31 protein-coding genes are annotated in these 23,214 nt (G+C 59.9%); 28 read left to right on the top strand and 3 right to left on the bottom strand.

What is annotated here, in order from left to right:
- Positions 1-9 precede the first annotated feature (9 nt).
- From B5G12_RS01590 to B5G12_RS01695, 22 genes are all read left to right on the top strand, one after another.
- The gene (locus B5G12_RS01590; RefSeq protein ID WP_087323210.1) at positions 10-384 is read left to right on the top strand and encodes a hypothetical protein; all 375 of its coding nucleotides are present in this window, start codon (positions 10-12) and stop codon (positions 382-384) included.
- Entirely contained in the window at positions 384-719 is a 336-nt protein-coding gene (locus B5G12_RS01595) for a hypothetical protein (protein ID WP_087323213.1), read from the top strand. Before B5G12_RS01590 ends, B5G12_RS01595 begins: the two co-directional genes overlap by 1 nt.
- Complete coding sequence (locus B5G12_RS01600; protein ID WP_087323216.1) at positions 716-1,372, top strand: phage tail protein; 657 nt, start codon at positions 716-718, stop codon at positions 1,370-1,372. Before B5G12_RS01595 ends, B5G12_RS01600 begins: the two co-directional genes overlap by 4 nt.
- 4 nt (positions 1,373-1,376) lie before the next feature.
- Positions 1,377-1,904, top strand: a complete 528-nt coding sequence (locus B5G12_RS01605; RefSeq protein ID WP_087323219.1) for a hypothetical protein — start codon at positions 1,377-1,379, stop codon at positions 1,902-1,904.
- Positions 1,901-2,152, top strand: coding sequence for a hypothetical protein (locus tag B5G12_RS01610; protein WP_087323222.1), 252 nt, complete (start codon positions 1,901-1,903; stop codon positions 2,150-2,152). The genes B5G12_RS01605 and B5G12_RS01610 overlap by 4 nt, the downstream gene beginning before the upstream one ends.
- Positions 2,153-2,161: 9 nt before the next feature.
- A complete protein-coding gene (locus B5G12_RS01615; RefSeq protein WP_087323225.1) occupies positions 2,162-3,631 on the top strand; it encodes a phage tail sheath family protein in 1,470 nt (489 codons plus the stop codon).
- The gene (locus tag B5G12_RS01620) at positions 3,628-4,149 is read left to right on the top strand and encodes a phage major tail tube protein (protein WP_087323228.1); all 522 of its coding nucleotides are present in this window, start codon (positions 3,628-3,630) and stop codon (positions 4,147-4,149) included. Before B5G12_RS01615 ends, B5G12_RS01620 begins: the two co-directional genes overlap by 4 nt.
- A gap of 1 nt (position 4,150) precedes the next feature.
- The gene (locus B5G12_RS01625) at positions 4,151-4,537 is read left to right on the top strand and encodes a phage tail assembly protein (protein ID WP_087323231.1); all 387 of its coding nucleotides are present in this window, start codon (positions 4,151-4,153) and stop codon (positions 4,535-4,537) included.
- 120 nt (positions 4,538-4,657) lie between these two features.
- A complete protein-coding gene (locus tag B5G12_RS01630; protein ID WP_087323232.1) occupies positions 4,658-6,892 on the top strand; it encodes a phage tail tape measure protein in 2,235 nt (744 codons plus the stop codon).
- Positions 6,892-7,101: a tail protein X gene (locus tag B5G12_RS01635; RefSeq protein WP_087323235.1), complete on the top strand. Its 210-nt coding sequence runs from the start codon at positions 6,892-6,894 to the stop codon at positions 7,099-7,101. The genes B5G12_RS01630 and B5G12_RS01635 overlap by 1 nt, the downstream gene beginning before the upstream one ends.
- Positions 7,098-8,102: a phage late control D family protein gene (locus tag B5G12_RS01640; RefSeq protein ID WP_087323238.1), complete on the top strand. Its 1,005-nt coding sequence runs from the start codon at positions 7,098-7,100 to the stop codon at positions 8,100-8,102. The genes B5G12_RS01635 and B5G12_RS01640 overlap by 4 nt, the downstream gene beginning before the upstream one ends.
- Positions 8,099-8,848, top strand: coding sequence for a bacteriophage T4 gp5 trimerization domain-containing protein (locus B5G12_RS01645; protein WP_087323241.1), 750 nt, complete (start codon positions 8,099-8,101; stop codon positions 8,846-8,848). Before B5G12_RS01640 ends, B5G12_RS01645 begins: the two co-directional genes overlap by 4 nt.
- Positions 8,849-8,863: 15 nt before the next feature.
- On the top strand, positions 8,864-9,256 hold the full coding sequence (locus B5G12_RS01650; protein ID WP_087323244.1) for a phage tail protein: 393 nt from the start codon (positions 8,864-8,866) through the stop codon (positions 9,254-9,256).
- Complete coding sequence (locus B5G12_RS01655) at positions 9,256-9,546, top strand: hypothetical protein (RefSeq protein WP_087323247.1); 291 nt, start codon at positions 9,256-9,258, stop codon at positions 9,544-9,546. The genes B5G12_RS01650 and B5G12_RS01655 overlap by 1 nt, the downstream gene beginning before the upstream one ends.
- A complete protein-coding gene (locus tag B5G12_RS01660; RefSeq protein ID WP_087323250.1) occupies positions 9,539-10,696 on the top strand; it encodes a baseplate J/gp47 family protein in 1,158 nt (385 codons plus the stop codon). The genes B5G12_RS01655 and B5G12_RS01660 overlap by 8 nt, the downstream gene beginning before the upstream one ends.
- Entirely contained in the window at positions 10,689-11,279 is a 591-nt protein-coding gene (locus tag B5G12_RS01665; protein ID WP_087323253.1) for a phage tail protein I, read from the top strand. Before B5G12_RS01660 ends, B5G12_RS01665 begins: the two co-directional genes overlap by 8 nt.
- Positions 11,272-12,765 (top strand): hypothetical protein, encoded by a 1,494-nt coding sequence (locus B5G12_RS01670; RefSeq protein WP_087323256.1) that lies wholly within the window; start codon positions 11,272-11,274, stop codon positions 12,763-12,765. The genes B5G12_RS01665 and B5G12_RS01670 overlap by 8 nt, the downstream gene beginning before the upstream one ends.
- A gap of 1 nt (position 12,766) precedes the next feature.
- The gene (locus B5G12_RS01675) at positions 12,767-13,384 is read left to right on the top strand and encodes a DUF4376 domain-containing protein (RefSeq protein WP_087323259.1); all 618 of its coding nucleotides are present in this window, start codon (positions 12,767-12,769) and stop codon (positions 13,382-13,384) included.
- Entirely contained in the window at positions 13,381-13,824 is a 444-nt protein-coding gene (locus B5G12_RS01680; RefSeq protein WP_522731422.1) for a putative ABC transporter permease, read from the top strand. The genes B5G12_RS01675 and B5G12_RS01680 overlap by 4 nt, the downstream gene beginning before the upstream one ends.
- Positions 13,821-14,444 carry a GH25 family lysozyme gene (locus B5G12_RS01685; RefSeq protein ID WP_158099667.1) on the top strand — a complete coding sequence of 208 codons (624 nt, stop codon included), beginning with the start codon at positions 13,821-13,823 and terminating at the stop codon, positions 14,442-14,444. The genes B5G12_RS01680 and B5G12_RS01685 overlap by 4 nt, the downstream gene beginning before the upstream one ends.
- Before the next feature lie 5 nt (positions 14,445-14,449).
- Entirely contained in the window at positions 14,450-14,794 is a 345-nt protein-coding gene (locus tag B5G12_RS01690) for a hypothetical protein (protein ID WP_144064077.1), read from the top strand.
- Between the two features lie 24 nt (positions 14,795-14,818).
- Positions 14,819-15,061, top strand: coding sequence for a phage holin (locus tag B5G12_RS01695; protein ID WP_087323268.1), 243 nt, complete (start codon positions 14,819-14,821; stop codon positions 15,059-15,061).
- Positions 15,062-15,276: 215 nt separating this feature from the next.
- Here the strand turns inward: B5G12_RS01695 and B5G12_RS01700 are convergent, their stop codons facing one another.
- From B5G12_RS01700 to B5G12_RS01705, 3 genes are all read right to left on the bottom strand, one after another.
- Positions 15,277-15,540, bottom strand: a complete 264-nt coding sequence (locus tag B5G12_RS01700) for a hypothetical protein (protein ID WP_087323271.1) — start codon at positions 15,538-15,540, stop codon at positions 15,277-15,279.
- Positions 15,541-15,711 (bottom strand): hypothetical protein, encoded by a 171-nt coding sequence (locus B5G12_RS14745; RefSeq protein WP_191425733.1) that lies wholly within the window; start codon positions 15,709-15,711, stop codon positions 15,541-15,543.
- A 225-nt stretch (positions 15,712-15,936) separates the two neighbouring features.
- Positions 15,937-17,019, bottom strand: a complete 1,083-nt coding sequence (locus tag B5G12_RS01705; protein ID WP_158099668.1) for a Fic family protein — start codon at positions 17,017-17,019, stop codon at positions 15,937-15,939.
- A 757-nt stretch (positions 17,020-17,776) separates the two neighbouring features.
- On the opposite strand from B5G12_RS01705, the gene B5G12_RS01710 reads away from it, so the two are divergent.
- The 6 genes from B5G12_RS01710 to B5G12_RS01735 all read left to right on the top strand — a co-directional run bounded on the left by B5G12_RS01710 (position 17,777) and on the right by B5G12_RS01735 (position 23,205).
- Positions 17,777-18,655, top strand: coding sequence for a replication initiator protein A (locus B5G12_RS01710; RefSeq protein WP_087323277.1), 879 nt, complete (start codon positions 17,777-17,779; stop codon positions 18,653-18,655).
- Between the two features lie 36 nt (positions 18,656-18,691).
- On the top strand, positions 18,692-19,519 hold the full coding sequence (locus B5G12_RS01715) for a ParA family protein (RefSeq protein ID WP_087323281.1): 828 nt from the start codon (positions 18,692-18,694) through the stop codon (positions 19,517-19,519).
- A complete protein-coding gene (locus B5G12_RS01720; RefSeq protein ID WP_204245641.1) occupies positions 19,476-20,393 on the top strand; it encodes a ParB/RepB/Spo0J family partition protein in 918 nt (305 codons plus the stop codon). The genes B5G12_RS01715 and B5G12_RS01720 overlap by 44 nt, the downstream gene beginning before the upstream one ends.
- 50 nt (positions 20,394-20,443) lie before the next feature.
- Positions 20,444-20,902, top strand: coding sequence for a hypothetical protein (locus B5G12_RS01725; protein WP_087323285.1), 459 nt, complete (start codon positions 20,444-20,446; stop codon positions 20,900-20,902).
- A 93-nt stretch (positions 20,903-20,995) separates the two neighbouring features.
- Positions 20,996-21,454, top strand: coding sequence for a PcfB family protein (locus B5G12_RS01730; RefSeq protein WP_087249228.1), 459 nt, complete (start codon positions 20,996-20,998; stop codon positions 21,452-21,454).
- Complete coding sequence (locus B5G12_RS01735) at positions 21,451-23,205, top strand: VirD4-like conjugal transfer protein, CD1115 family (protein ID WP_087323287.1); 1,755 nt, start codon at positions 21,451-21,453, stop codon at positions 23,203-23,205. The genes B5G12_RS01730 and B5G12_RS01735 overlap by 4 nt, the downstream gene beginning before the upstream one ends.
- Positions 23,206-23,214: the final 9 nt, after the last annotated feature.

Raw genomic sequence — 23,214 nt, forward strand, 5'->3', positions numbered from 1 at the left:
GCAGGCGCCATGAAACAGCTGATTGCCAAGCGCTCCATCCTCTACCAGAACCGGATCTACGGCCCCGGCGAGGCCCTGCCTGCCGCCGATGGCCGGATGGCTGCCGCCTGGCTGCGTGCCGGCAGTGCCGCCTGGCAGGAGGACACGCCCCCCGCCGCTGAGGGTAAGATGCTCACCGGCCACCTGGACCCGGCCCAGCTGGCCGAGATGACCAAGGCGGAACTGACCGACCTGGCAGGGGAGCTGGGCCTGGACCTGTCGGCCGCCAAAACCAAGGCCGACCTGGTGGCCCTGATCGGGGCCGCAGAAGTCCAGGCCCCCGCCGAGGCAGCCCGGGACACCGGCGACGAAACCCAGCAGAACGATGACGAGGGCACCCAGTGATGGGCGCCCTTTCTTTTAAGGACTGCATCGCCGCAGACATCCAGAATGTCTTTTTGAACCAGGAGGAATTTGCCGATATCCACACCGTGGACGGCAGGCCCATGCGGGTGATCCTGGACGATGACGGCCTGCAGCAGCGGGATGCCGCCCGGGGCGGCGTCCACACCGACGGCCTCTACAAGAGCCGGCGGCTGATCTATCTCTCCAAGGCCGACTACGGGGGCCGGCCGGTCCCCGGCAAGGCCCTCAACCTGGACGGCCGCATCTGGTATGTGGTCAGTGCGGATGAGGACGCCGGGATGCTGACCATCGAACTGGAGGCGAACCGCACATGATCCAGATCCAAGTGGACACCCAGGGCCAGATGGTGGCCATCGGCCAGCGGCTGGAACGGCTGGCCTTTGAGGCACCCAATGTGCTGCGCCTCTCTCTGAATGCGGCGGCCCGGCAGGTCCGCAGGCAGCTGACCCGGGATGTGGCCGACACCTACACGGTGGACGCCAGCGTCCTGAAGGACAGCAGCAAGGGGGCACCCCGGCTCCAGACCGCCAAGCCCGGGAAGATGGAGGCGGTGATCCGCTCCAAGGGCCCCATGCTGGACCTGCTGGAGTTCATGGTCCGATCTTCCGACCGGGGCGTCCAGGCCAAGGTCCTGGAATCCGGCGGCCTGAAATTCCTGGAGCGGGGCGGTGCCCCGGCCTTCATCGGGCAGTTCTCCAATGGCCACCGGGCGGTGCTCCAGCGGCAGGTGGGCCAGACCTACACCATGGCCGGGGCCCAAATCCGCATCCAGCGGTACGGCATGCCCACCGACGGAAAGTGGCCCGACCTGACAAGGATCAAAAAGCTGCTGGGCCCGGCGGTGCCCAGCATGATGGCCAATGAAGAGGTCCAGGAACGGGGCAGGGCCCTGCTCTACCAGGTGCTGAACCAGGAGATCGACAAGCGGATCAGCAGGATGCTGAAACAGCAGCAGAAGAAGGGGTGAAGCCATGAACGAACTTTACGGCATGACCGCCGAATTTGCCGCCGACGCCCTGGCCGCTGACCTGGAGGACCTGTTTGCCGGGCAGCTGTTCCAAAGCTCCACCGGCGAAAAGCGGGCCATCCGGGTCCACGTGAACGACCTGCCGGTCCCCACCGGCAACGATGAGGACCGGAGCCAGGACGCCCCCGAACCCTACATGATTGTGCAGATCGGGGAGGGGACCATCCCGGAGGGAGACGCCGCCCAGGAGGTCCAGATCGTCCTGGTGATCGCCCTGTATGACGACCGGCCCGACCGCCAGGGCTACCGGGACCTCCTCCACATCATCCAGGAAATCACCGCCCGGTACTGCAAAAACCCGGTGATCCGCCTTCGGCCCGGCAGCGCCGGCGCCCGGGGCGGCCCCTATACCGTGAAAAAACCCATCCAGTGGGCCATCTGGAACGACTCCAAAGCCCATCCCTATTACCTGGGGGCGGTGGAGTTTAAGCTGGAAATCCCCACCATTTGCCCGGAGGTGCCTTTTACATGACGAAGAAAACCAAAACCGTCGGCTCCCTGGTCTACTGCGGCCCCAACATCAAGGGGCTGGCCATGACCTGGACCGTCTATACCAACGGCCTGCCCGAGAAATTGCAGGCAGCGGCCGAGGCCGACAAGGCCCTGGCCGGCCTGATTGTGCCGCTGGACCAGATGCCGGAGGCCATGAAGCAGATCCGGCTGAAATACGGCAAGATCTACACCTGTTACAAGCGCGTTCTGGACGCGCAGAAAGGGTAAGGTGATCCCATGTACGACCATGGCGTCGGCGTAACCGAACAATCCACCAGTCTCACCACGCCGGTGGAAAGCGCGGCGGGCCTGCAGGTGATTTTCGGCACCGCCCCCATCCATCTGCTGAAGGACCCGGCGGCTGCCGTCAACAAGCCCTTCCTCTGCTACTCCTTCGCAGAGTGCCAGCTGGGGCTGGGCTATTCCGATGATTTCAAGGACTTCACCCTCTGCCAGAGCATGGACGCCAGCTTCCGGGTGTTCAGCGTGGCCCCGGTGATCCTGGTGAACGTCCTGGACCCGGGCAAAGAGAGTCACACCACCGCCAACGAGGAGGCAGACTACCCCGTGGCCGAGGGGGTGGTCCGGTACGACAAGCCTTTTGTGCTGCTGAACACCCTGTCGGTGAAAAACGGCGACACCCCCCTCGCCGAGGGGGAGGACTACCTGGCCGAACACGCCGAGGACGGCTCGGTGACCATCACCCTGCTGGATGAGGCCGCCGAGGCCGAGACGGTGAAGATCGCCAGCACCAGCCTCAACCCCGCCGGGGTGACCAATGCCGACATCGTGGGCGGCGTGGACGCCGAGACCGGCGCCGAGACCGGCATCGAGATGGTCCGCCGGATCTATCCCAAGTTCGGGATGACCGCCGGCATCCTGCTGGCCCCCGGCTGGAGCCAGGACCCGGTGGTGACCGCAGCCCTCCAGGCCAAGACCGAGGGGATCTGCGGGGTGTTCCGGGCCCAGACCTACATCGACATCGGCACAGACAAGAAAAAGGGCGGCGCTGCCGTCTACACCGAGGTCAAGACCGCCAAGGAAAAGCAGGGGGTCACCTCGGCCTTTGCGGCAGCCCTCTGGCCCATGGTGGCGGTGGGCAGCAAGATCTATGCCTTCTCGGCCATGCTGGCCCCCCTGACCGCCACGGTGGACGCCGGCAACGACGATGTGCCCTACGAGAGCCCCTCCAACAAGGATCTGCGGATCACCGGCACCGTCCTCCACGACGGCACCGAGGTGCTGCTGGACCAGCAGCAGGCCAACGACCTGCTGAACGCCAACGGCATCATCACCGCCATCAACGCCAACGGCTGGAAGGCCTGGGGCAACAACACCGCCGCCTATCCCTCCACCACCGATCCCAAGGATCGGTTTTTGGCGGTGCGGCGGTTCTTCAACTGGGACGCCAACAACTTCATCCTGACCTATTTCCAGAAGGTGGACAACCCCGCCAACACCCGGCTGATCCAGTCCATCGTGGACAGCCAGAACATCAAGGGCAACGGCTATGTGGCCCGGGACTATGTGGCGGGGTACCGGTGCGAGTTCCGGGAGGAAGAAAACCCGGTCACCGATCTGCTGAACGGCCACCTGACCACCCACACCTTCCTGGCACCCTACGTCCCGGCGGAGTACATCGAGAACATCAACGAATACGACACCGCCGCCCTGGAGGCGGCCCTCACCGGAGGTGATGCAGCGTGAACAACATCCCCAGCAAAATCCACAGCTATCACCTGTATAACGATGATCTGGGGGGCCGGTTCTTCGGCATGGGCGATGAATGCACCCTGCCCGACTTCGAGGCCCTGACCGAAACCCTCAGCGGCGCCGGCATCCTGGGCGAGCTGGACGACCCGGCCCCCGGCCACTATTCCAACCAGCAGATGGAGATCCCCTTCCGGGTGCTGGACGAGGAGCCGGTAAGCCTGATGGACACCACCAGGGCGGTCAAGCTGACCATGCGGGGGGCTTTGCAGTCCCTGACGTCGGAGGGGGACACCGCCTTCCGGCCCCTGAAGGTGGTGGTACGGGGCAAGTGCGCCACCCTGAAGCTGGGCACCCTCAAGGCCGCCACCGCCATGAGCTCCAGCGTCACCCTGAATATTTCCTACATCAAGATTTCGCTCAACGGCAAGGAGCTGGTGGAGCTGGACAAGCTCAACGGCATTTTCAAGATCGACGGTAAGGACGTCCTGCAGAAAGTGAGGGAGATGACCTGATATGAACGCACACATTGCAGACCCCAATGTCCTGGACGCCCGGAAGCCCGAGGACGCCCCCGCAGCCGACCCCAACACCGAGGACCAGGAGGACCTGATCCTCCGCTTCAAGAAGCCCTATTCCTTCGAGGGGGAGACCTATACCGAGGTGGACCTCAGCGGCCTGGAGGACCTCTCGGCCGCCGACCTGTGCAAGGTGGGCAAGATGGTGAAAAAGATCGACGGGGTGGACCCCATCGCCGAGATGTCCCTGCCCTATGCCATCTTCATGGCGGCCCGGGTCACCGGCAAGCCCCTGGAATTTTTCCAGCAGCTGCCCGCCCGGGAGGCCATCAAGCTGAAAAACCTTGTGGCGGGTTTTCTCTACGGCGGGGATGGGGAGGAATAACCCCGCCGGAAATCCGCAAAGCCTGCGTGGCCCTGTCCCTGCAGCTCCACAGCGGGATTGATTACTTTCTGGAAATGTCCCTGGAGGACCTGAACGATCTGGCAAAGGTGGTGATGGAGTATGTCCAAGAGCAAAGTCATGGAACTGGCCATCAAAATCGCCGGTAAGGTGGACAAATCCCTGGGCACCAGCGTGAAAACCTCCTCCAAGCAGCTGAACACCATCATCCAGACCGCCAACCGGCTGTCCAACGTCACCGCCGCCGGCCTGGCTGCCATGGGCACCGGCGCCGCAGCCGCCACCAAGTACCTGGCGGACCTGGGCGGGGCATGGCAAAAGGCCGAAAACCAGGTGGCTACCTCCACCGGCGCGGCGGGCGCAGAGCTGGAAAAGCTCCGCAGTGTCATGGAGACGGTCTACGCCAACAATTTCGGCGCCGACGTCAACGACGTGGCCGAGGCGGTGGCCCTGGTGGACAAGAACATGGCCGGCCTGAGCAAAAACGGCATGGTCCAGGCCACCCAGGGGGCCATTGCCCTGCGGGACGCCTTCGGCTACGACGTGGCCGAATCCACCCGGGCCGCCGAGGCCATCCGCAAAAACTTTGGCGTCTCGGCAGAAAAGGCCTTTGACCTGATCGCCGCCGGCGCCCAGAAGGGCCTGGACTTTTCCGGCGAACTGATCGACACCATCAACGAGTATTCGGTCCAGTTCTCCAAACTGGGCCTGTCCGCCGACGATATGTTCCAGATCCTCCAGTCGGGTGCCAGCGGCACCGCCTGGAACCTGGACAAGGTGGGCGACGCGGTGAAGGAGTTTTCCATCCGGGCCATCGACGGCAGCGACACCACCATCAGCGCCTTCCAGGCCCTGGGCTACAATGCCGACGAAATGATGGCCACCTTCGCCGCCGGCGGAGAGGGCGCAAACCAGGCCTTTTTCGAGGTGCTGAACAGGCTGCTGGCCATGGACGACCAGGTCCAGCGGGACGCCGTGGGCGTCAAGCTCTTCGGCACCATGTGGGAGGACCTGGGGGCCGGGGCTTTGCAGGCCATGGCCGACGCCTCCTCGGCGGCCTACAGCACCGGCGAGGCCCTGGAACAGATCAACCAGGTCCAGTACAATGACCTGGACAGCGCCCTGGAAGGGGTGCGCCGCCACCTGGAAGTGGCCATGCTGCCCGCTGCCGACGCGGTGTATCAGGCTCTGATGGAACACATGCCCGAGGTAACCGGCGCCTTGGATGAGATGTCCCCCGTGATCCAGGAGATCGCGGGGGATTTCGGCGAGATGGCCACCGGTGCTTTTGCCCAGGCTTTGCCCCAGCTGGCGGCGGGCCTGCGGGACTTTGTGGCCTGGCTGCCAGAGGCCTACGACACCGCCCAGCCCTTCCTGTCCTTTTTGTGGCAGCACAAGGGGACGGTGGCCGCCTTTGCGGTGGGCCTGCGGACTGTGGGCCCGGCGGCGAATACCGTCTCCAAGGGGATGGCAGCTTTCAGCCAGGCAAAGACCTTCTTCGCCCTGCTCCAGGCTTCCGGCAAGCTGGGCCAGTTTGTCACCATCCTGAAAGCTGCCGGCACCGCCCTGGCGGGGCCTTTGGGGGTCATTCTGGCCATCGGCGCCGCTTTGGTGCTGCTGTACCAGCACTGGGGCCAGGTGGACGCTTTGGTCCAGTCCTTCATCGCCATGGTGGGCGAACGCTTCCCGGCGGCGGGGGCTTTCCTCCAGGCTTTCTGGCAGTCCATCCAGGCCGGGGCGGCCAACGCCCAGGCCATTATCCAGAACCTCTTGGATTTTGTGGGCAACGTCTTTGCCGGCAACTGGGGAGCCGCCTGGCAGAATGTGGTCAACATCTTCGGCAACATTTTCGGGATGCTGGGCAACATCGCCAAAGCCCCCGTCAACGGGGTCATCGCTATCATCAACCGGGCCATCGAGGGGATCAACGGCCTGTCGGTGGATATCCCCGACTGGGTGCCGGTGGTGGGGGGCAAAACCCTGGGCTTTTCCATCCCCACCATCCCCCAGCTGGCGGCGGGCGGCATCGCCACCCGGCCCACCCTGGCCCAGATCGGCGAGGGCGGCGAGCCGGAAGCGGTGATGCCTCTGTCCAAGCTGGCCCAGCTGCTGGATCAGTGGCCGAAACCCGGCCCCAATGGCCGGGGCGGCGCCGCCGGGGGCGAGAATATCACCTTTGCCCCGGTGTTCCAGTTCTACGGCGGCACCCCCACCCGGGAGGAAGCCCAGGAGGCCGGCCGGATCAGCTTTGCCGAGTTCAAGCGGCTCTATAAGCAGATGAAAGCCGAGGAGCGCCGGAAGAACTTCCGCACCGACCCGGATAAGGAGGGGATTTGATGGAAGCAACCTACACCACCCGGGCAGGGGACGCCTGGGATCTCATCGCCCACCGGGTCTACGGGGACGTGAAGTACACCGGCTGGCTGATGGAGCACAATTTCCCCCTGCTGGATGTGTTTGTCTTTGACGCCGGGACGGTGCTGAACACCCCGCCCCTGCCGGCAGAGCAGACGGCCTCCAGCCTGCCCGCCTGGAGGACCCGATGAGGCCCCGGCGGGCAGAGGCCGCCCTGACCTGGAACGGGGCGGCGGTGACCACCGACATGATCGGCTCCAAGGGGGTAGTGACCTACACCGACCCCGCCGACGGCGAGTCGGACACCATCGACATCGAGATCAACGACCGGGACGCCCAGTGGGCGGGGGACTGGCTGCCCCAGAAGGGGGACACCCTCACCGCCCAGATCCTGATTTATGACTGGGATGCCGAGGGGGACGACCGCAGCTTCGACTGCGGCTCCTTCACCCTGGACGATTACAGTTTTTCGGGCTGGCCCAGGACCGGCACCATCTCGGGGGTGTCGGTGCCGGCAGACACCTCCTTCAAGGCCACCAGCCGCACCAAGACCTGGGAGAAAGCCACCCTCCAGGCCATCGGCCAGGAAATCGCGTCCCGGGCGGGGATCTCCCTGGTGTGGGACGTGGAGGGGGGCGACGTGCCGATTGAGACGGTGGAGCAGACCGAGCAGAACGATTGCGATTTTTACACCCAGCTCTGCGGGACCTACGGCCTCTGTCTGAAACTCTACGCCTGGAAGCTGGTGGTGTACGACCGGGAGGCCTGCAAGGCCAAAGAGCCGGTGGACACCATCCGCAGGGAGGACATCCAGGACTGGAACTGGCACACCAAGCTGGAGGGCACCTACACCGGCGGCGAGTACACCTACACCGAGCCCAACTCGGAGGAGGAGATCAAGGCCACGGTGGGGGAAGGCCCCCGCATCCTGAAGGAATCGGGCAAGGCGGACAACGCCGCCGACGCCCAGCGGAAAATCACCGCCCTGGTGAACAAGGCCAACCACGGCGCCACCACCCTGACGGTGACCATTCAGGGCCGGCCGGGGCTGGTGGCCACCCAGTGCGTGACGGTGGAGGGGATGGGCGGCGCCATCAACGGCAAGTACTACATCGACAGCGCCGCCAGCCATATCGGCAGCGGCTACACCATGGAGCTGGAGCTGTCCAAAGTGGAAGGAGGCAGCCTGTGAGCGCAGAAATCCGTGTGGGCAAGGTGTCCAGCATCGACTACCCCAGCGGGATGGTCCGGGTGACCTATCCCGACATGGACGACGACGTCACTCGGCTGATCCCGCTGTTTTCATCGGAATACGCCATGCCCCCGGTGGGGGCGCTGGTGGCGGTGGTGCATCTGTCCAACGGCGCCGAGGCCGGGGTGGTGCTTGGCCGGCCCTGGTCGGCCAAGCTGACGCCCCCGGAAGGCTTCGAGGGCCTCTACCGCAAGGACTTCGACCTGACCCCGGGCCAGTGCTATTTCCGCTACGATGCCGCGGGCCCGGAAAGTCTCTTTCACAATGAGGGGGACAGCGCAGTGGAAATCCAGGGCAGCCAGGACACCCGGATCAAGGGAGACCGCACCGAAACCATCGAGGGCAGCACAGACACCACCGTCAAGGGAAACTGCTCCGAGACAGTCCAGGGCAGCCAGACCACCGCCATCCAGGGGGATGCCCAGATCACCGTCTCAGGGAAGCTGACCCTCCAGGTGGGAGGCTGTACCGTCCAGATCGACGGCAGCAGCGTGTCTGTGACCGCCGCCAGCGCGGTGCGCCTGAACGCCCCCACCCTCAGCCTGGAGGGCACCACGGTGCAGATCAATGGCGCCACGGTGAACATCATCGGCGGGGCGGGGGACTGCGCCATCATGGGCAAGAGCCTGGTGACCCACACCCACACCTCCACCGCACCGGGCAGCCCCACCACGCCGCCGCTTTGATGGGAGGGATGCAGCATGATCGGGACACTGGGTCCCGCTTTGATTTTTACGGTGAGCGATGACTATGTTTTGACCTTTGCCGGGATGACCCGGGACGTATCGGGCCGGTGGGCCACCCATGAGACCCCCGGTGTCAAGCCCCGGGCCGAGTTTTTGGGCCCTGGGCTGCAATCCGTCAGCCTGCCCATCACCCTGTCCGCGAGCCTGGGGGTGAAACCCCGGCTGATGCTGGAACGGGTGGAACAGATGGTGGAGACCGGCGACAGCGAGTATTTAATCCTGGGCTACCGGCCGGTGGGGAAGAACCGCTTCCGGGTCACCGCTTCCAGCGAGACCTGGGATGTGATCTACAACCAGGGGGAGCTGGCCCGGGCCAAACTCACCCTCACACTGGAGGAGTACGCCTGATGTACGATTTCAAGCTGGAATACACCTTTTCCGACGACAGCCTGGCCGACATCGACCGGCAGCTGAATCTGCTGCTGACCACCCGGGCGGGCACCATGCCCCTGGACCGGGATTTCGGCCTTACCATGGACTACCTGGACCGGCCCGCCGCAGTGGCCAAAAGCCTGTATGTGGCCGAGCTGGTGGAAAAGGTGGGCACCTTCCTCCCGGCCATCCGGGTGCGGGAGGTCAAATGGCAGGCCGGCGCCGACGGCCGCGTCCTGGCAAAGGTGGTGATTGATCGTGCCTGACTGGAAAACAGCCCTGGCCAGCACGCCGGACATCTCCTTCATCGACGGCCGGACCATCGAGGACGTCCGGTCCGAGATGGTGGCCGACTATGAGGCCTTTATGACCCAGGCCGAGGGCAAACCCTACACCCTGGGCCGGGCGGCGCCCCACCGGATGGAGCTGTATGCCGCCGCGGCCCAGATCTACCAGGCCATGCAGTACATCGACCGGGGCGGCAAGGTGAACCTTTTGAAATACAGCTACGGCGGCTTTCTGGATAACCTGGCCCTCATCAAGGGCCCCACCCGGAACCCTGCCGCCGCAGCCTCCACCACCGTGCGGTTTACGTTGTCGGCTTTGCGGGTGTCGGCGGTGTCCATCCCGGCGGGGACGCGGGTGTCCATGGACGGCAGCGTCTACTTCGCCACCGACGTCTACACCGAGATCCCCGCCGGCAGCCTGACGGCGGACGTCACCGCCACCTGTACCACCCCCGGCGCCGCCGGCAACGGCTACCAGCCGGGGGAGCTGGCCACCCTGGTGGACCCGGTGCCCTATGTGGCCAGCGTCCAGAACGTCACCCCCACCGCCGGGGGCACCGACGCCGAGAGCGACGACGACTACAAGGAGCGGATCTACCTGGCCCCCGGGGCCTACTCCACCGCCGGCCCCGAGGACGCCTACCGCTACCACGCCATGAGCTATTCGGCAGCGGTGGGGGACGTGGAGACCGAGAGTTACCAGGCCGCCGGCACGGTGGATCTGGTGTTTGTTTTGACCGACGGCTCCGACCCGGGCCCCGAGATGATCCAGGGGATGCTGGATCATCTGTCCGCCCGGCTGCGCCGCCCCATGACCGACCTGGTGCGGGTGTCGGCGCCCCAGAAGGTGGCCTACACCATTGAGGTCACCTACTGGATCAACCGCAGCCAGGCCGCCCAGGCGGTGGCCATCCAACAGGCGGTGAGCCAGGCGGTGGAGGAGTACAAGACCTGGCAGCGGACCATCGGCCGGGACATCAACCCCTCCAAGCTCCACGAGATGATGATGGCCGCCGGGGCCAAGCGGCTGGAGATCGCCGCCCCGGTCTACACGGCGGTGAGCAAGATCAAGATCGCGGCGCTGACGGGTGACGCCGTGGTCCGGTACGGAGGGCTGGAAGATGATTGAGCTGAAAGGCAGCCGGTTCACCCGGATCCTGCCCAATAACCTGGCCGGCCAGACCCGGACCCAGGCCCTGGCCTACGCCGTGGGCCGCCAGGTGGACAAGCTCCTGGCCATGGCCGACCGGATGGTGATCTGGGCCGACCTGGACCGGGTGCCGGAGCAGCTGCTGGATTATCTGGCCGCCGAGCTGCGGACCCCGGCCTACAGCGCAGACTACCCGGTGGAGACAAAGCGCACCCTGGTGCGCCAGTCCCTGCTGTTCTATGCCGCCATGGGCACCCCCGGGGCAGTGGATCAGCTGATCCAGGCCATCTTCTCCACCGGTCAGATGGAGGAATGGTGTGAGTACGGGGGCGAGCCCCACCACTTCCGGGCCACCATCGGGGCGGGCGGCATCACCATCGGCCCCGAATCCCTGGAGGAGCTGCGCCGGGTGCTGGCCTCGGTGAAACGGCTGTCCTCCTGGCTGGACAGCATCGCCACCATCACCCCTGTGGAGAGCCGCCCGGTCCGGGCGGCATCTGCCCTCTGCGGCACCATCTCGAGAACCACACTTCCACCCATTGAGGAGGGACAACATGCCTGATCTTTATGGTTTTACCCCCACCACCGCCGGCCTGGAGCTGATGGCCAGCCTGCTGGCCGGCCAGACCCTCACCATCACCCGGGCCATGGTGGGCAGCGGCAAGCCCGACAGCCTGGAAGCCATGGCCGGCCTCACCGACCTGGTGGCCCCGGTAGCACGGGCCACCTCCACCGAACCCATCCGCACCGATGACGCCGTCACTTTGACGGTGGAATACCGGTCGGACCTGAACGGCGGGCTCCAGGAGGGCTTTTACATCAACGAATACGGCATCTTTGCCAAGACGGCCGACAGCGCCGAAACCCTGATTTTCTACGGCTGCCTGGGGGATCACCCCCAGTGGGTTTCTCCCTACAGCCCCGGCGTGGCCCCGGATGTCCGGGACTTTCCCGCCACCATCCGGATCAGCAGCGAGGTGCAGGTCCGGATCGACTACCACGCCGACGCCTTCATCACCGCCGAGGAGGCCGCCGACCTGCTGCGCAGCATGGTGGAGAAGTCCGGCGGCGGCTTTTTCCTGATGACCGAGGAAATCCCGGTGGCCCAGCGCAGGCCTAATAGTATGTACAGCTTCGAGCGCAGCGTAGACGGCGGCGGCTGGACTGTTTTTGCCACGACCAGCGCCCTGACCCGGACCGATCCCATCGACGACAGCTGGACCACCGTGGCCTATCGGGCAAAGGCAACCGACAATCTGGGGCTTTCCGGCCCCTATGCCACCAGCCAGACCTACACCGTAGTGCACAATTTGCCTCCCACCGCCCCCGGCTCCATTGCGGTCACCGGCGTGGTGCGCGGCGAAAATGCCGCCATCACCCTGACGGCGGCCACTGACCCGGACGGCACGGTGGCCAGCTACATTTTTGAGCGCCAGGTGGACGGCGGCGCATGGCAGCAGGTGGCCCAGGTCAACAGCCTGACCCAGACCGACACAGTGGGTGAGGACTGGGGCACCGTGGCCTACCGGGCCTGCGCCGTGGATGATCTGGGCCTGGCCGGCCCCTGCATCACCGGTGAGACCTATACCGTAAACAGCGGCTGGGTGACCATCGGCGGCCCTGCCGAGGACATGGGCAGCCAGCCCCGGCGCTTTGATTTTGCCTTCTCGGTGTCGGTGTCCGGGGTGGCCAGCGTGGACGCCATCACCGTGTCTGTGGCCCGGGATGGGACCCGGATCTACAGCGGCACCCCCAGCGCCGGGGCCAAGATCAGCGTCCCGGTGGACGCCCGCCTGCTGGGGGCCGGGGAACACGTCATCGAGGTGCAGGCCAGCAAGGACGACTACCTGCCGGCCTCCAGGCGCTACACCTTCACGGTGCCGGCGGTGACCATCCCGGACGGCGGATATGGTGCGATTTCCCAGGCCAGTGACGGCAAAACCATGTTCTACACCACCCTGGCCCAGCGGTGCATCGGCACCGACGGGGTGGACATCCAGGCCCAGGTGGACGCCCTGACCGCCCGGGTCAAGACTTTGGAGGGCTGATATGTACATTCTGAACAAGACCAAAAGTGAGGCCGGCCAGTACCCGGCTTTGGAAACCTGGCCCGGCCTCACTGCCCCGGCGGGGTATTACTGGTGGCCGGACAGCCTGGACCGCACCACCTTTGACCAGTACCAGGGCTTTGTGGAGCTGGAAGTGGCCCGGGGCACCGTTGTCAGCTGTACCCCCAACCAGCCGGCCTTCGAGGCCTGGCAGGCGGCCCGGCTGGCCGCCCGGAAGGTGGAGCGGATCGCCGAGAGCAACAGTCTGCTGGATGCCTATCTGCTGGCCCACCCTTTGCAGTGGACCGACGGCAACTACTACACCATCACCAAAACCAAACAGCAGCAGCTGACCAGCAAGCTGTTCAGTGCAACAATGGCCGCCCAGCTGGGCCAGCCTTACGACCTGACCTGGAACACCACCACCAAAAAGTGCATCCCCTGGACCCTGGAGAACCTGACAGCCCTGGCCTTTGCCATCGACAAGCGGGTCACCGGCCTTGTGTCCTACCAACAGGACCAGGAGACGGCCATGCGGGAAGCGACCACCCTGGAAGAGCTGGAGGCCATCCCGGTGGACTATGATTCGGTCCCGCTGCCGGGAGGTGAGACGGCGTGAAGGGGATCGCAAAAGAAACAGCCCTCGCAGTGTGCGGGGGCTGTCTGTATGTGATGCTGGAGCTGCTGTGGCGGGGCCGCAGCCACTGGACCATGTTCCTCCTGGGCGGGCTGTGCTTTGTCCTGATCGGGGCAATCAATGAGGTGATCCCCTGGGAGATGCCCCTAGTGCTCCAGGGGGTGATGGGCTCGGGGTGCATCGTCACGCCCCTGGAATTTTTGACGGGGTGCATCGTCAACCTGTGGCTGGGCTGGGGCGTCTGGGATTATTCCGGCCTGCCCTGCAATCTGCTGGGACAAATCTGCCTGCCGTTTTCGTTGCTCTGGGTGGTGGTGGCCATGGCGGCCGCCGTCCTGGATGACTGGCTGCGGTGGCGCTGGTTTGGTGAAGAGCAGCCGCATTATACATTGTTTAGATGGGGGAAAGGGGAAAGACCATGAAAGACGTCATCGACGTAAGCCGCTACCAGGGGAACATTGACTGGGACAAGCTGGCGGGGAAGATCGGCGGCGCCATGCTGAAAACGGTGAGCACCAACAAGAGTTTCGGCGGCATCTACATTGACCCCATGTTTGAGACCAATTATGCCGCCTGCCGGCGGCTGGGCATCCCGGTGGGCGTCTACTATTACACCTACGCCCAGGACGCCGCCATCGTCCAGGCCGAGCTGGCCAAGCTCCATGAAGCCCTGGCCGGGAAAATCCTGACCCTGCCGGCGGCGGTGGACGTGGAGGACAACAAGCTGAAAGCCCTCTCTGCCGATGCCCTCACCGATCTGGTGATCGCCGCAGCGGACGCCATCGAGAGCTGGGGCCTGTATGCCATGGTGTACACCTACACCTATTACAGCCAGACCGAACTGAACATGGACCGCCTGGCGGCCTATGATCTCTGGATCGCTGATTACCGCAGCAAGGGCCCCACCCGGAAGCACGGGATGTGGCAGTACACCAGCACGGGGCATCTGGACGGCATCGCCGGCAACGTGGACATCTCCCATGCCTATAAGGACTACCCGACCATCATCGCCCGTGCCGGCCTGACCCAGCTGCGGGGGTGATGCCGGTGGAACAGATCATCCTGTCCGCGCTGCCCGGCATCCTGTCCGGCATGGTGGTGGCCGTGGTGAGCGCCGTGTTCGGTGCCGCGGTGGGCTACGCCATCGGCCACTTCCGCCGGGAGGGGAAAAAGAGCAAAGCCCTGGAAAACGGCGTCAAGGGTCTGCTGCGGGCCAAGATCCTGGATCTGGGCCTCCACTACATCGACGAGGGCACCATCCCGCCCTACGGCCTGGAGACCCTGCGCAGCTGCTATGACCCCTACATGGCCCTGGGGGACGGGGACCCGTCCGTCACCCACGTTGTCCACAAATGCGAAAGCCTGCCGGTGCGCACCGGCAGCGAAGAATGAGCCTTTGAGTGAAAGGAGCACACCATGAACATTTCCGTCGGTACTATCGCCCGCACCGCCTGCCTGGCCCTGGCCCTTACCAACCAGATCCTGTCGGCAGCCGGCAAGCCGGTCCTTCCCATCGAGGACAGCCAGCTGGAGAGCCTGGTCACCACCGGCCTGACGGTGGCCGCCTCCCTGGCCGCCTGGTGGAAGAACAACAGCTTCACCCCGGCGGCCATTAAGGCGGATGCTAATCTGAAGGTATACCGCAGCGTCAGCAAGTAACCATCCGCGCCCGGCGGTGCCAGCCTCCCGCCGACCGATGATTTTCCCCGTCTCGAATCATTTTCGTGGTGTCACGAATTTGATCGAGGCGGGGATTTTTGTTTTGCAGCGATGAAAAAGCCCCCGCCGGGCCAGGGGGATACCTGGGGGCGGGGGCTGGTTTTATGCAGCCAAAAGGAAACGCATTCCGTTCTAGCTTTTATCATTGAGGTCGGTTAAGCTGCAACACTGTACTCTTTCCAAGGGATTCTGTAGGGGGCAATGTTTGAAAGAAATCTCACAATATCGCTGCGGCCCCAGTATTTCATTCTTCCTTTTGAGAGTTGTGCAGCTAAGATAATAGGAACAGGCCCAAAAACTTGATGACCAAACTGTTCCATGTTGTCACGGTCTGTGACGGATTCCAGTGTGGAGAGCTTCACAACAATGATTGCAAAAGTCACGCCCTGTTCTTTGATTAAAGCACCTTGAAATTTCATTTACTTTCCTCCTTTGTGCTTGGTCTTGTCCACCAAAATGAACTGAGTTGCCCCGGAAGCGGTAGGAGGAACTCTGTTTCCTTCGACAAATGTGTACTCATGTTGACTGCCTTTTGGACGATACTGCCCGGAAACAGGAACAGTCTCGCCGGTTTTTACAATTTTACTCATAGGATTTTTCCTTTCTAATATTATATTTCAAAGAAAAAATGCCCGTTCTAAACCTTTCCGTCAACAAAATGGGTATTGCATATGTCTCGCAAAACTGATACAATGAAAATGCTACTTAACAGAGTATGTTCTGCACATGCTTTTGTTGACACGGGGCACCACCTTTCACATGAGACTTGTGTCAGGTGGTGTCTTTTCATTTTTCTCTGATAGCGAAGTTAAGTGTTATCCGCGGATAACGTTGAGCAGGTCGTAATAGAAAAAGGTTCGATTACGCATTTTGCCATCTGTATAGAGAATCCTCTCCTGTGTTAAGATGTTCAGGTATCTTGTTGCCGTGGCAGAGGGGATGCCGGTATGGTTGGTCACAATAGCGGTTGTGATGACAGGGTACTGGTACAGCAGATTGATCAAGTCAACAACTTTGTTAGTCCGAATTAACTCTTTCGCTCTTGCCAGATCAGTTTCATACAACTGGTTGATTTGATCGACCATCTGGATGTATTTGCTGCACTGCTGTTCCACCGTACGCAGAAAGAAGTCGATCCAGGATCCCCAGTCATTTTTTGCGCGGATCCCATTCAGCAGATCATAATACTTGAATTTATCACGTTCAAGCGCTTCACTGATAAAAAAGCAGGGAAGAGAAATCTGGTTTTGCTTATAGAGGTACAGAGGGATCAAAATCCGCCCCACGCGGCCATTGCCGTCCATAAAAGGGTGGATGGTTTCAAACTGGGCGTGGATGATCGCAGTCCGCACCAGCGGCCGGAGATTATCCTGGGGAGAATTCAAGTACGCGACGAAGTTATCCATCAGCGGCAAAACTTTGTCCGGTATGGGGGGAACATAGGAAATGGTCCTCCCATGGCCGATGTAGTTTTGCTCCGTTCGGAAACTGCCTGGAATTGTAGCTTTGTTTCTGCGGACATTGCCTTTCAGTAAATCCTTGTGCAAAGACTGAATGAATTCGATGGAGAACTCATTTCCCTTTAGATACCGGTAGCCATTTCTTGCAGCCAGCAAGTAATTCCGGACTTCCAGAAGGTTCTTATCACTGTCGCTAGGATTCACTTGATCCACCAAGACGCCATCGAGCGTGGCCTGTGTTCCCTCCAAAAGGGAAGATGCCAGAGCCTCCTTTTGCTGCAGGGTCGGCAGGAACCAGCTCCGATCGAGTTTGCTGCTGTCCAGTTTGGCTTTATAAACTTCCAAACGAGCAGTTGCATCGATCAGAGATTCCGTAAAAATTGCAGGGTTTAGTTCTTCAGCACCGATGGGAAGAGTCCTGGCCTCAAAAGCGTTCATTAAATCACCCTCCTGTACCATAATATAGCACCGTTAGAATCAAAAGTCAATAGATTTGATTCTTAAATCGGTAAAAATTTGTGGTTTGAATCAATTTTGGACGTTTCATGCTTGATTCTAGACGGGACAGCCGAGGATTCAAGTATCAAATCTGTCTTTGCAAATGCAAAAGCTTCTCATTAAGACGGTTTAAGATTGGCTTTTATCTGGATTTAGGTGAAGTATAGGAAAGGACTTGACAATAAAGAACAACAAAACGTCCCCGCTCTGCCTTCTCCGCAGTGCAGGGGGCTAATTTGAAACTGTGTTATAAAGTGTGTTACCAAACAGGAAAACCGCCCGGGAAACCAAGTTCCCGAGCGGTTTTTTCATGGTGGAGGCGATGGGAGTCGAAGGATTTTCTCGGAAAGAAATAGCGAAAAACTGATTTGATATCGCTAAATTTAACACTTGAAATGTGAGCCCAAGCCGGTGGAAACCCACAAAATGCACCCAGAAAAAGAGGAAGTGTGGTCAAAAGTGTGGTCTTCCTTCACCGGCTTTTTGTTTCGGCAAATTTAAGACTGCCCCCAGCTTGTAAATACCAAATTCAGGAAATTAGACCGTTTTGGAGTGGGAAATGCGGTAAAACCAAGCGCCGCCGTTCCTGTAAGTCAAGAAAAGTTGTTGTGATATTTCACAAAACAGTGAGTGCCTATTCATCAAATTGCACTATGTACAGTTGTCGTTTTTTTAGCTGATGGAAGGGGAGGCCTCTATGACTGACTATTTTTACGGCGGACAAGCCGATCTTTTTTCCTTCTACCGATTGCCCAAAGCCCTCTTTGTGGACCCCAGATTCCGTGGGATCTCGGCGGAGGCCAAGATTCTGTACGGCCTGCTGCTGGACCGGATGGGGCTTTCGACCAAGAATGGCTGGCTGGATGATGCTGGCCGAGTGTACATCATCTTCACAATGGAGGAAATCATGAGCTCCCTTTACTGTGCCGATAATAAGGCTACCAAACTGATGAAAGAATTGGAAGGCTGCGGACTGATCGAACGGAAGCGCCGCGGTCTTGGAAAACCGAATCTGATCTATGTGAAAAACTTTGCTTCTGATCCGTCAGAACCACGAGACCAGAATCGTGAAAACAACGATTCAAGAGCCGTGAAAACCGCGACTCCAGAGCCGTTAAAATCACGAGGAATTAAGAATAATCAGAATAATACTGACTTGAGTGATACTGATCCCTTCTTTTCCGGCGAAACCGCCGGAACGGAAGCAGAAGGGAAAGACGACCGCGCTCTGTATCAGGATTATTTTTCAGATCAGATCAACCTGGATTCTGTGATTGCATCCAATCCTGACGATGAAGATATGCTACGAGAGATGCAGGAGCTGCTGGTGGATACAGCGTGCAGCCATCGGAAGATGATCCGTATCGCAGGAGATGATAAACCGACAGAAGTGGTTCGAGGCCAGCTGATGAAATTGAACAGCGACCATATCCGGTTTGTTCTCTCGTGCATGAAAGAGAACACCACGCAGGTGCGGAATATGCGGCAGTATCTGCTTGCATCGCTGTATAACGCACCCATGACCATGCACAGTTCCTATGCGGCACGAGTGCAGCATGATTTGAATGCAAAGTAACCGGCACCCGCCGGAGCGGAAGGGGGGAACAATCGTATGACCCAAAAAGCAACCGTGATTGCCGTGGTCAATCAGAAGGGAGGAACAGGTAAGACCACGACCTGCGAAAATCTGGGGATCGGCCTTGCCATGGAGGGCAAAAAGGTGCTGGTGGTGGACGTAGACCCACAAAGTTCGCTTACCATCAGCATGGGCTGGCCCAGGCCCGATGAACTGGACACAACTCTTGCTACCCTCATGGGCAAAGTGTTGGAGGATAAGCCCATTCTGCCGGGAGAGGGCGTATTGCACCATGCAGAAGGTGTGGACCTGATCCCGTCCAGCATCGAGCTGGCCGGGATGGAAGTGGGGCTTGTGAATGCCATGAGCAGGGAGAAGATCTTGAAACAGGTGCTGGATGTCAACAAGCGATCCTATGACTTCATCCTTTTGGACTGTACGCCCAGTCTGGGAATGCTGACGATCAATTCTCTGGCCGCAGCAGATAGTGCCCTAATCCCAGTGCAGGCACAATATCTGCCCGCCAAGGGTCTGGAGCAGCTGCTGCAAACGATCAACAAGGTGCGGCGACAGATCAACCCGCGATTGCGGATTGAGGGTATCCTGATGACCATGACCGACAGCCGGACCAATTACGGAAAGGAGATCGACGCACTGATTCGGCAGGCTTATGGCAGCAAAATCAAGGTTTTTGAACAGGGAATACCCCGGTCGGTGCGGGCAGCGGAAACCAGTGCCGAGGGCAAAAGCATCTTTGCCCATGACCCCAAAGGAAAGGTGGCGGAAGCCTACCGGACATTGACGAGGGAGGTGGTGCATAGTGCCGAAAAACGGCGCAAACATCAGCTTGAGCAGTTACGATGACATTTTCACGACCGAAGAAAGCCGCCAGACCGAGCAGATTCAGCAAATCCCCATCTCGGAGCTGCATCCCTTCAAAGACCACCCCTTCAAGGTGCTGGACGATGAGGCTATGCAGCGGACCGTGGAAAGTGTGGCTCAGTTTGGCGTGTTGGCCCCGCTGGTTGTCCGACCGCGGGAGGAAGGAGGTTATGAGATTATTTCGGGCCACCGGCGGCAGCACGCCGCCGAGCTGGCAGGGCTGAAAACCTTGCCGGTGATTGTCCGCAACATGGACGATGACCAGGCGGTGATTCACATGGTGGACAGCAATTTGCAGCGCGAGAGCATCCTGCCCAGTGAGCGGGCATTCGCCTACAAAATGAAGCTGGAAGCTATGAAAAGAACGGCAGGACGTCCTTCTAAAAATGTGTCCCAAATTGGGACACAAAAACGGTCAGACCAGATTATGGCCGAAGAAATGGGTGAAAGCCGTAACCAAATCCAGCGTTTCATCCGCCTTACCAACCTGATCCCGGAACTTCTGGAACTGGTAGACCAAAAGAAAATATCCTTCAATCCCGCTGTGGAGCTGTCGTATCTGACAACCTCCGAACAGCGGGATTTTTTTGAGGCCATGCAGGACACCCAGTCCGCTCCCTCTCTGTCCCAGGCTCAGCGAATCAAGAAACTGAGCCAGGCAGGCAAGTGCAGCTATGATGCCATCTTCGACATCATGGGAGAGGAGAAAAAGGCGGAAATGGACCGCGTGACCATCAAGAACGACGTGCTGCGCAAGTATTTCCCTAAGTCCTACACCCCGCGTCAGATGGAGGAAACCATCCTGAAGCTCCTGGAACAGTGGCAAAAGAAGCGTCAGCGCAGTCAGGAACGCTGACCGGCTGGCAAAACACACAAAACACAACACAAATATTTGGAGGTGCGCCTATGGCAACTAAGAAAACTACGTCCACCATCACCACCCGGCAGATTTATGATAAAGTCTGCGCCATGGAGAAAATGCTGAAGGAGTGTCTGGAAGTCCCGCCCCCGGCTGGCCCGGACCCCAAAAATCAGCCTTATTTGGCAGCAGCCGGTCCTGATCTGCCCCTGTCTGTCATCCGGCTGGATGATGCGCCGGCCTTCCTGCCCTGCTTTGACGAAACGGACCTGTTCTACGGGATGCAGGATATCCCCGTCATCATGAGCTACTGCCCGGAACAGGTTTTGCGGATCGGCGAGGAACACTACCTGACCGGCCCCATGATCTTTTTCCGCATGGATGATGAGGGCAGCATCGTATCCCTCACGGTGGATGACCTGTACAAGCTGGCCGAGTTCCTGGAGGAACACACTGTTATCCTGATGACTGGCCCGGAAAGCTTTGTAGGCGTCCGGCTGGACTGACCATGTGGATGGGATTGGCTCTTTTTGCGGCAGGAACCTGGTTTGGGTTCCTGATCGCGGCTCTGCTGCAGGCCGGAAAGGTTGGTGATGATTATGCAGGAAGAAATCGAAAACAAAACAGTCAACCTGGCCATCAGCACAACCAAGCTGACGGCGCGGACCTTCGTCAATGTAGGTAAAGCTTTGCTGCGGGCCCGCCAAAATCCCCGTGGGAAGCAGAGTGTCAAGAAACTGGTAGGTCAGAACAGGGGTGTAACAAACGTCGAGATCGAAAAGACCGCGATTCGGGGATTTGAGCGCTATGCCCGAAAATACGGCATCGACTTTGCCATCACCAAGGATAAGTCGGCCATTCCCCCCAGGTATATGATCTTCTTCAAAGCTCAGGACAAAGATGCTCTGACTGCTGCCTTCCAGGAGTATTCCGCATCCGCCATCAAGAAAAGGAGCCAAAAGCCCTCTGTGCTGAATCAGCTCCATGACTTGATTCAGCAGGTGGCAGAACTTCCCGGCAAGGTACGAGAGAAAAGACAGGAGCATGGTGACCGATGAACCAGAACACAAAATGTTTAATCCTGCTCAATCTGCCCTATATTCTGACTGGCCTCTACACCACCAACCTGGGCTGGGCATGGCGGATGGCGGCGGGTGCCGACATGACCGAAAAGATGCAGTCCCTAATGGCAGTTTTGCCGGATGCCCTGGGCCGTATTATCCCCAGCTTCCACCCGCTGGATTTGCTGGTGGGGCTGTGTCTCGGTGCAGGGCTGCGGCTGGCGGTCTACCTGAAAGGCAAAAACGCCAAGAAGTACCGCCATGGCAGCGAGTATGGTTCGGCCCGCTGGGGCAATGCCAAGGACATTGAGCCTTTTATGGACCCCAAGTTCGAGGAGAACATCATCCTGACCAAAACGGAACGTCTGATGCTTTCCAGCCGGCCCCCTGACCCCAAGAATGCCCGGAACAAGAACGTGCTGATTGTGGGAGGCTCCGGCAGCGGCAAGACACGCTTCTGGATTAAACCCAACCTTCTCCAAATGCACAGTTCCTACGTTTTGACCGATCCGAAAGGAACTACGGTTCTTGAAGTCGGAAACGCTTTTGTCCAGAAAGGCTACCGCATCAAGATCTTCAACACCATCAATTTTGGCAAGTCGATGCACTACAACCCCTTCCACTATATCCACAGTGAAAAGGACATCTTGAAGCTGGTGACAACCCTCATGACCAACACCAGAGGGGAGGGAAAGGGAGGCGACCCCTTCTGGGACAAGGCGGAGAAGCTGCTGCTGACTTCGCTTATTGCCTATATCCACTATGATGCCCCGGAAGAAGAACAAAACTTTGCAACGCTGCTGGAATTTTTGAACGTGATGGAAGTCCGGGAGGATGACGAGGAGTACCAGAACCCGGTGGACATCATGTTTGAGAAGCTGGGGGAGCAGCAGCCGAACCATTTTGCTGTACGGCAGTACCGTCTGTACAAGCTGGCCGCCGGCAAGACTGCAAAGTCAATCCTCATTTCCTGCGGTGCCCGGCTGGCACCATTTGATATCGCGGAGCTGCGGGAGATTACCGCCTATGACGAGCTGGAACTGGACACCTTGGGTGACCGCAAAACGGCACTGTTCCTGATTATGTCCGACACAGACAGCACCTTCAACTTCCTGATCTCTATGGTTTACACCCAGCTTTTCAATCTGTTGTGCGAAAAGGCAGATGACGTATATGGCGGTCGGCTGCCCGTCCATGTGCGCTGCCTGATTGACGAGTGTGCTAACATCGGGCAAATCCCGAACCTGGAGAAGCTGGTGGCCACCATCCGCAGCCGTGAAATCTCGGCCTGCCTGGTGCTACAGGCACAGTCACAGCTCAAAGCGCTGTATAAGGACAACGCTGATACCATCATCGGCAACATGGACAGCCAGGTCTTTCTGGGCGGTTCGGAGAACACAACTCTCAAGGAACTGTCTGCTGCACTTGGCAAGGAAACCATTGATACGTTCAACACATCAGACACCCGCGGCAACAGCCCCAGTTATGGCACCTCGTTTCAAAAAACTGGCCATGAACTTATGAGCCGGGATGAACTGGCCGTCATGGACGGCGGCAAGTGCATCCTCCAGCTGCGCGGTGTCCGGCCCTTTTTGTCCGACAAATATGACCTGACACAGCACCCCAACTATAAGTTGACAGGGGACTACGACAAGAAAAATATGTTCGACATCGAGAAATATCTCGATCACCGCCTGAAACTGAAACCTTCGGATACCTATGAAGTAATCGAGGAAACCGAAGAATAAAAAAACTCC

Origin of the sequence: Faecalibacterium sp. An58, assembly GCF_002161515.1 — a bacterium.
GTDB classification, from domain to species: domain Bacteria; phylum Bacillota; class Clostridia; order Oscillospirales; family Ruminococcaceae; genus Faecalibacterium; species Faecalibacterium avium.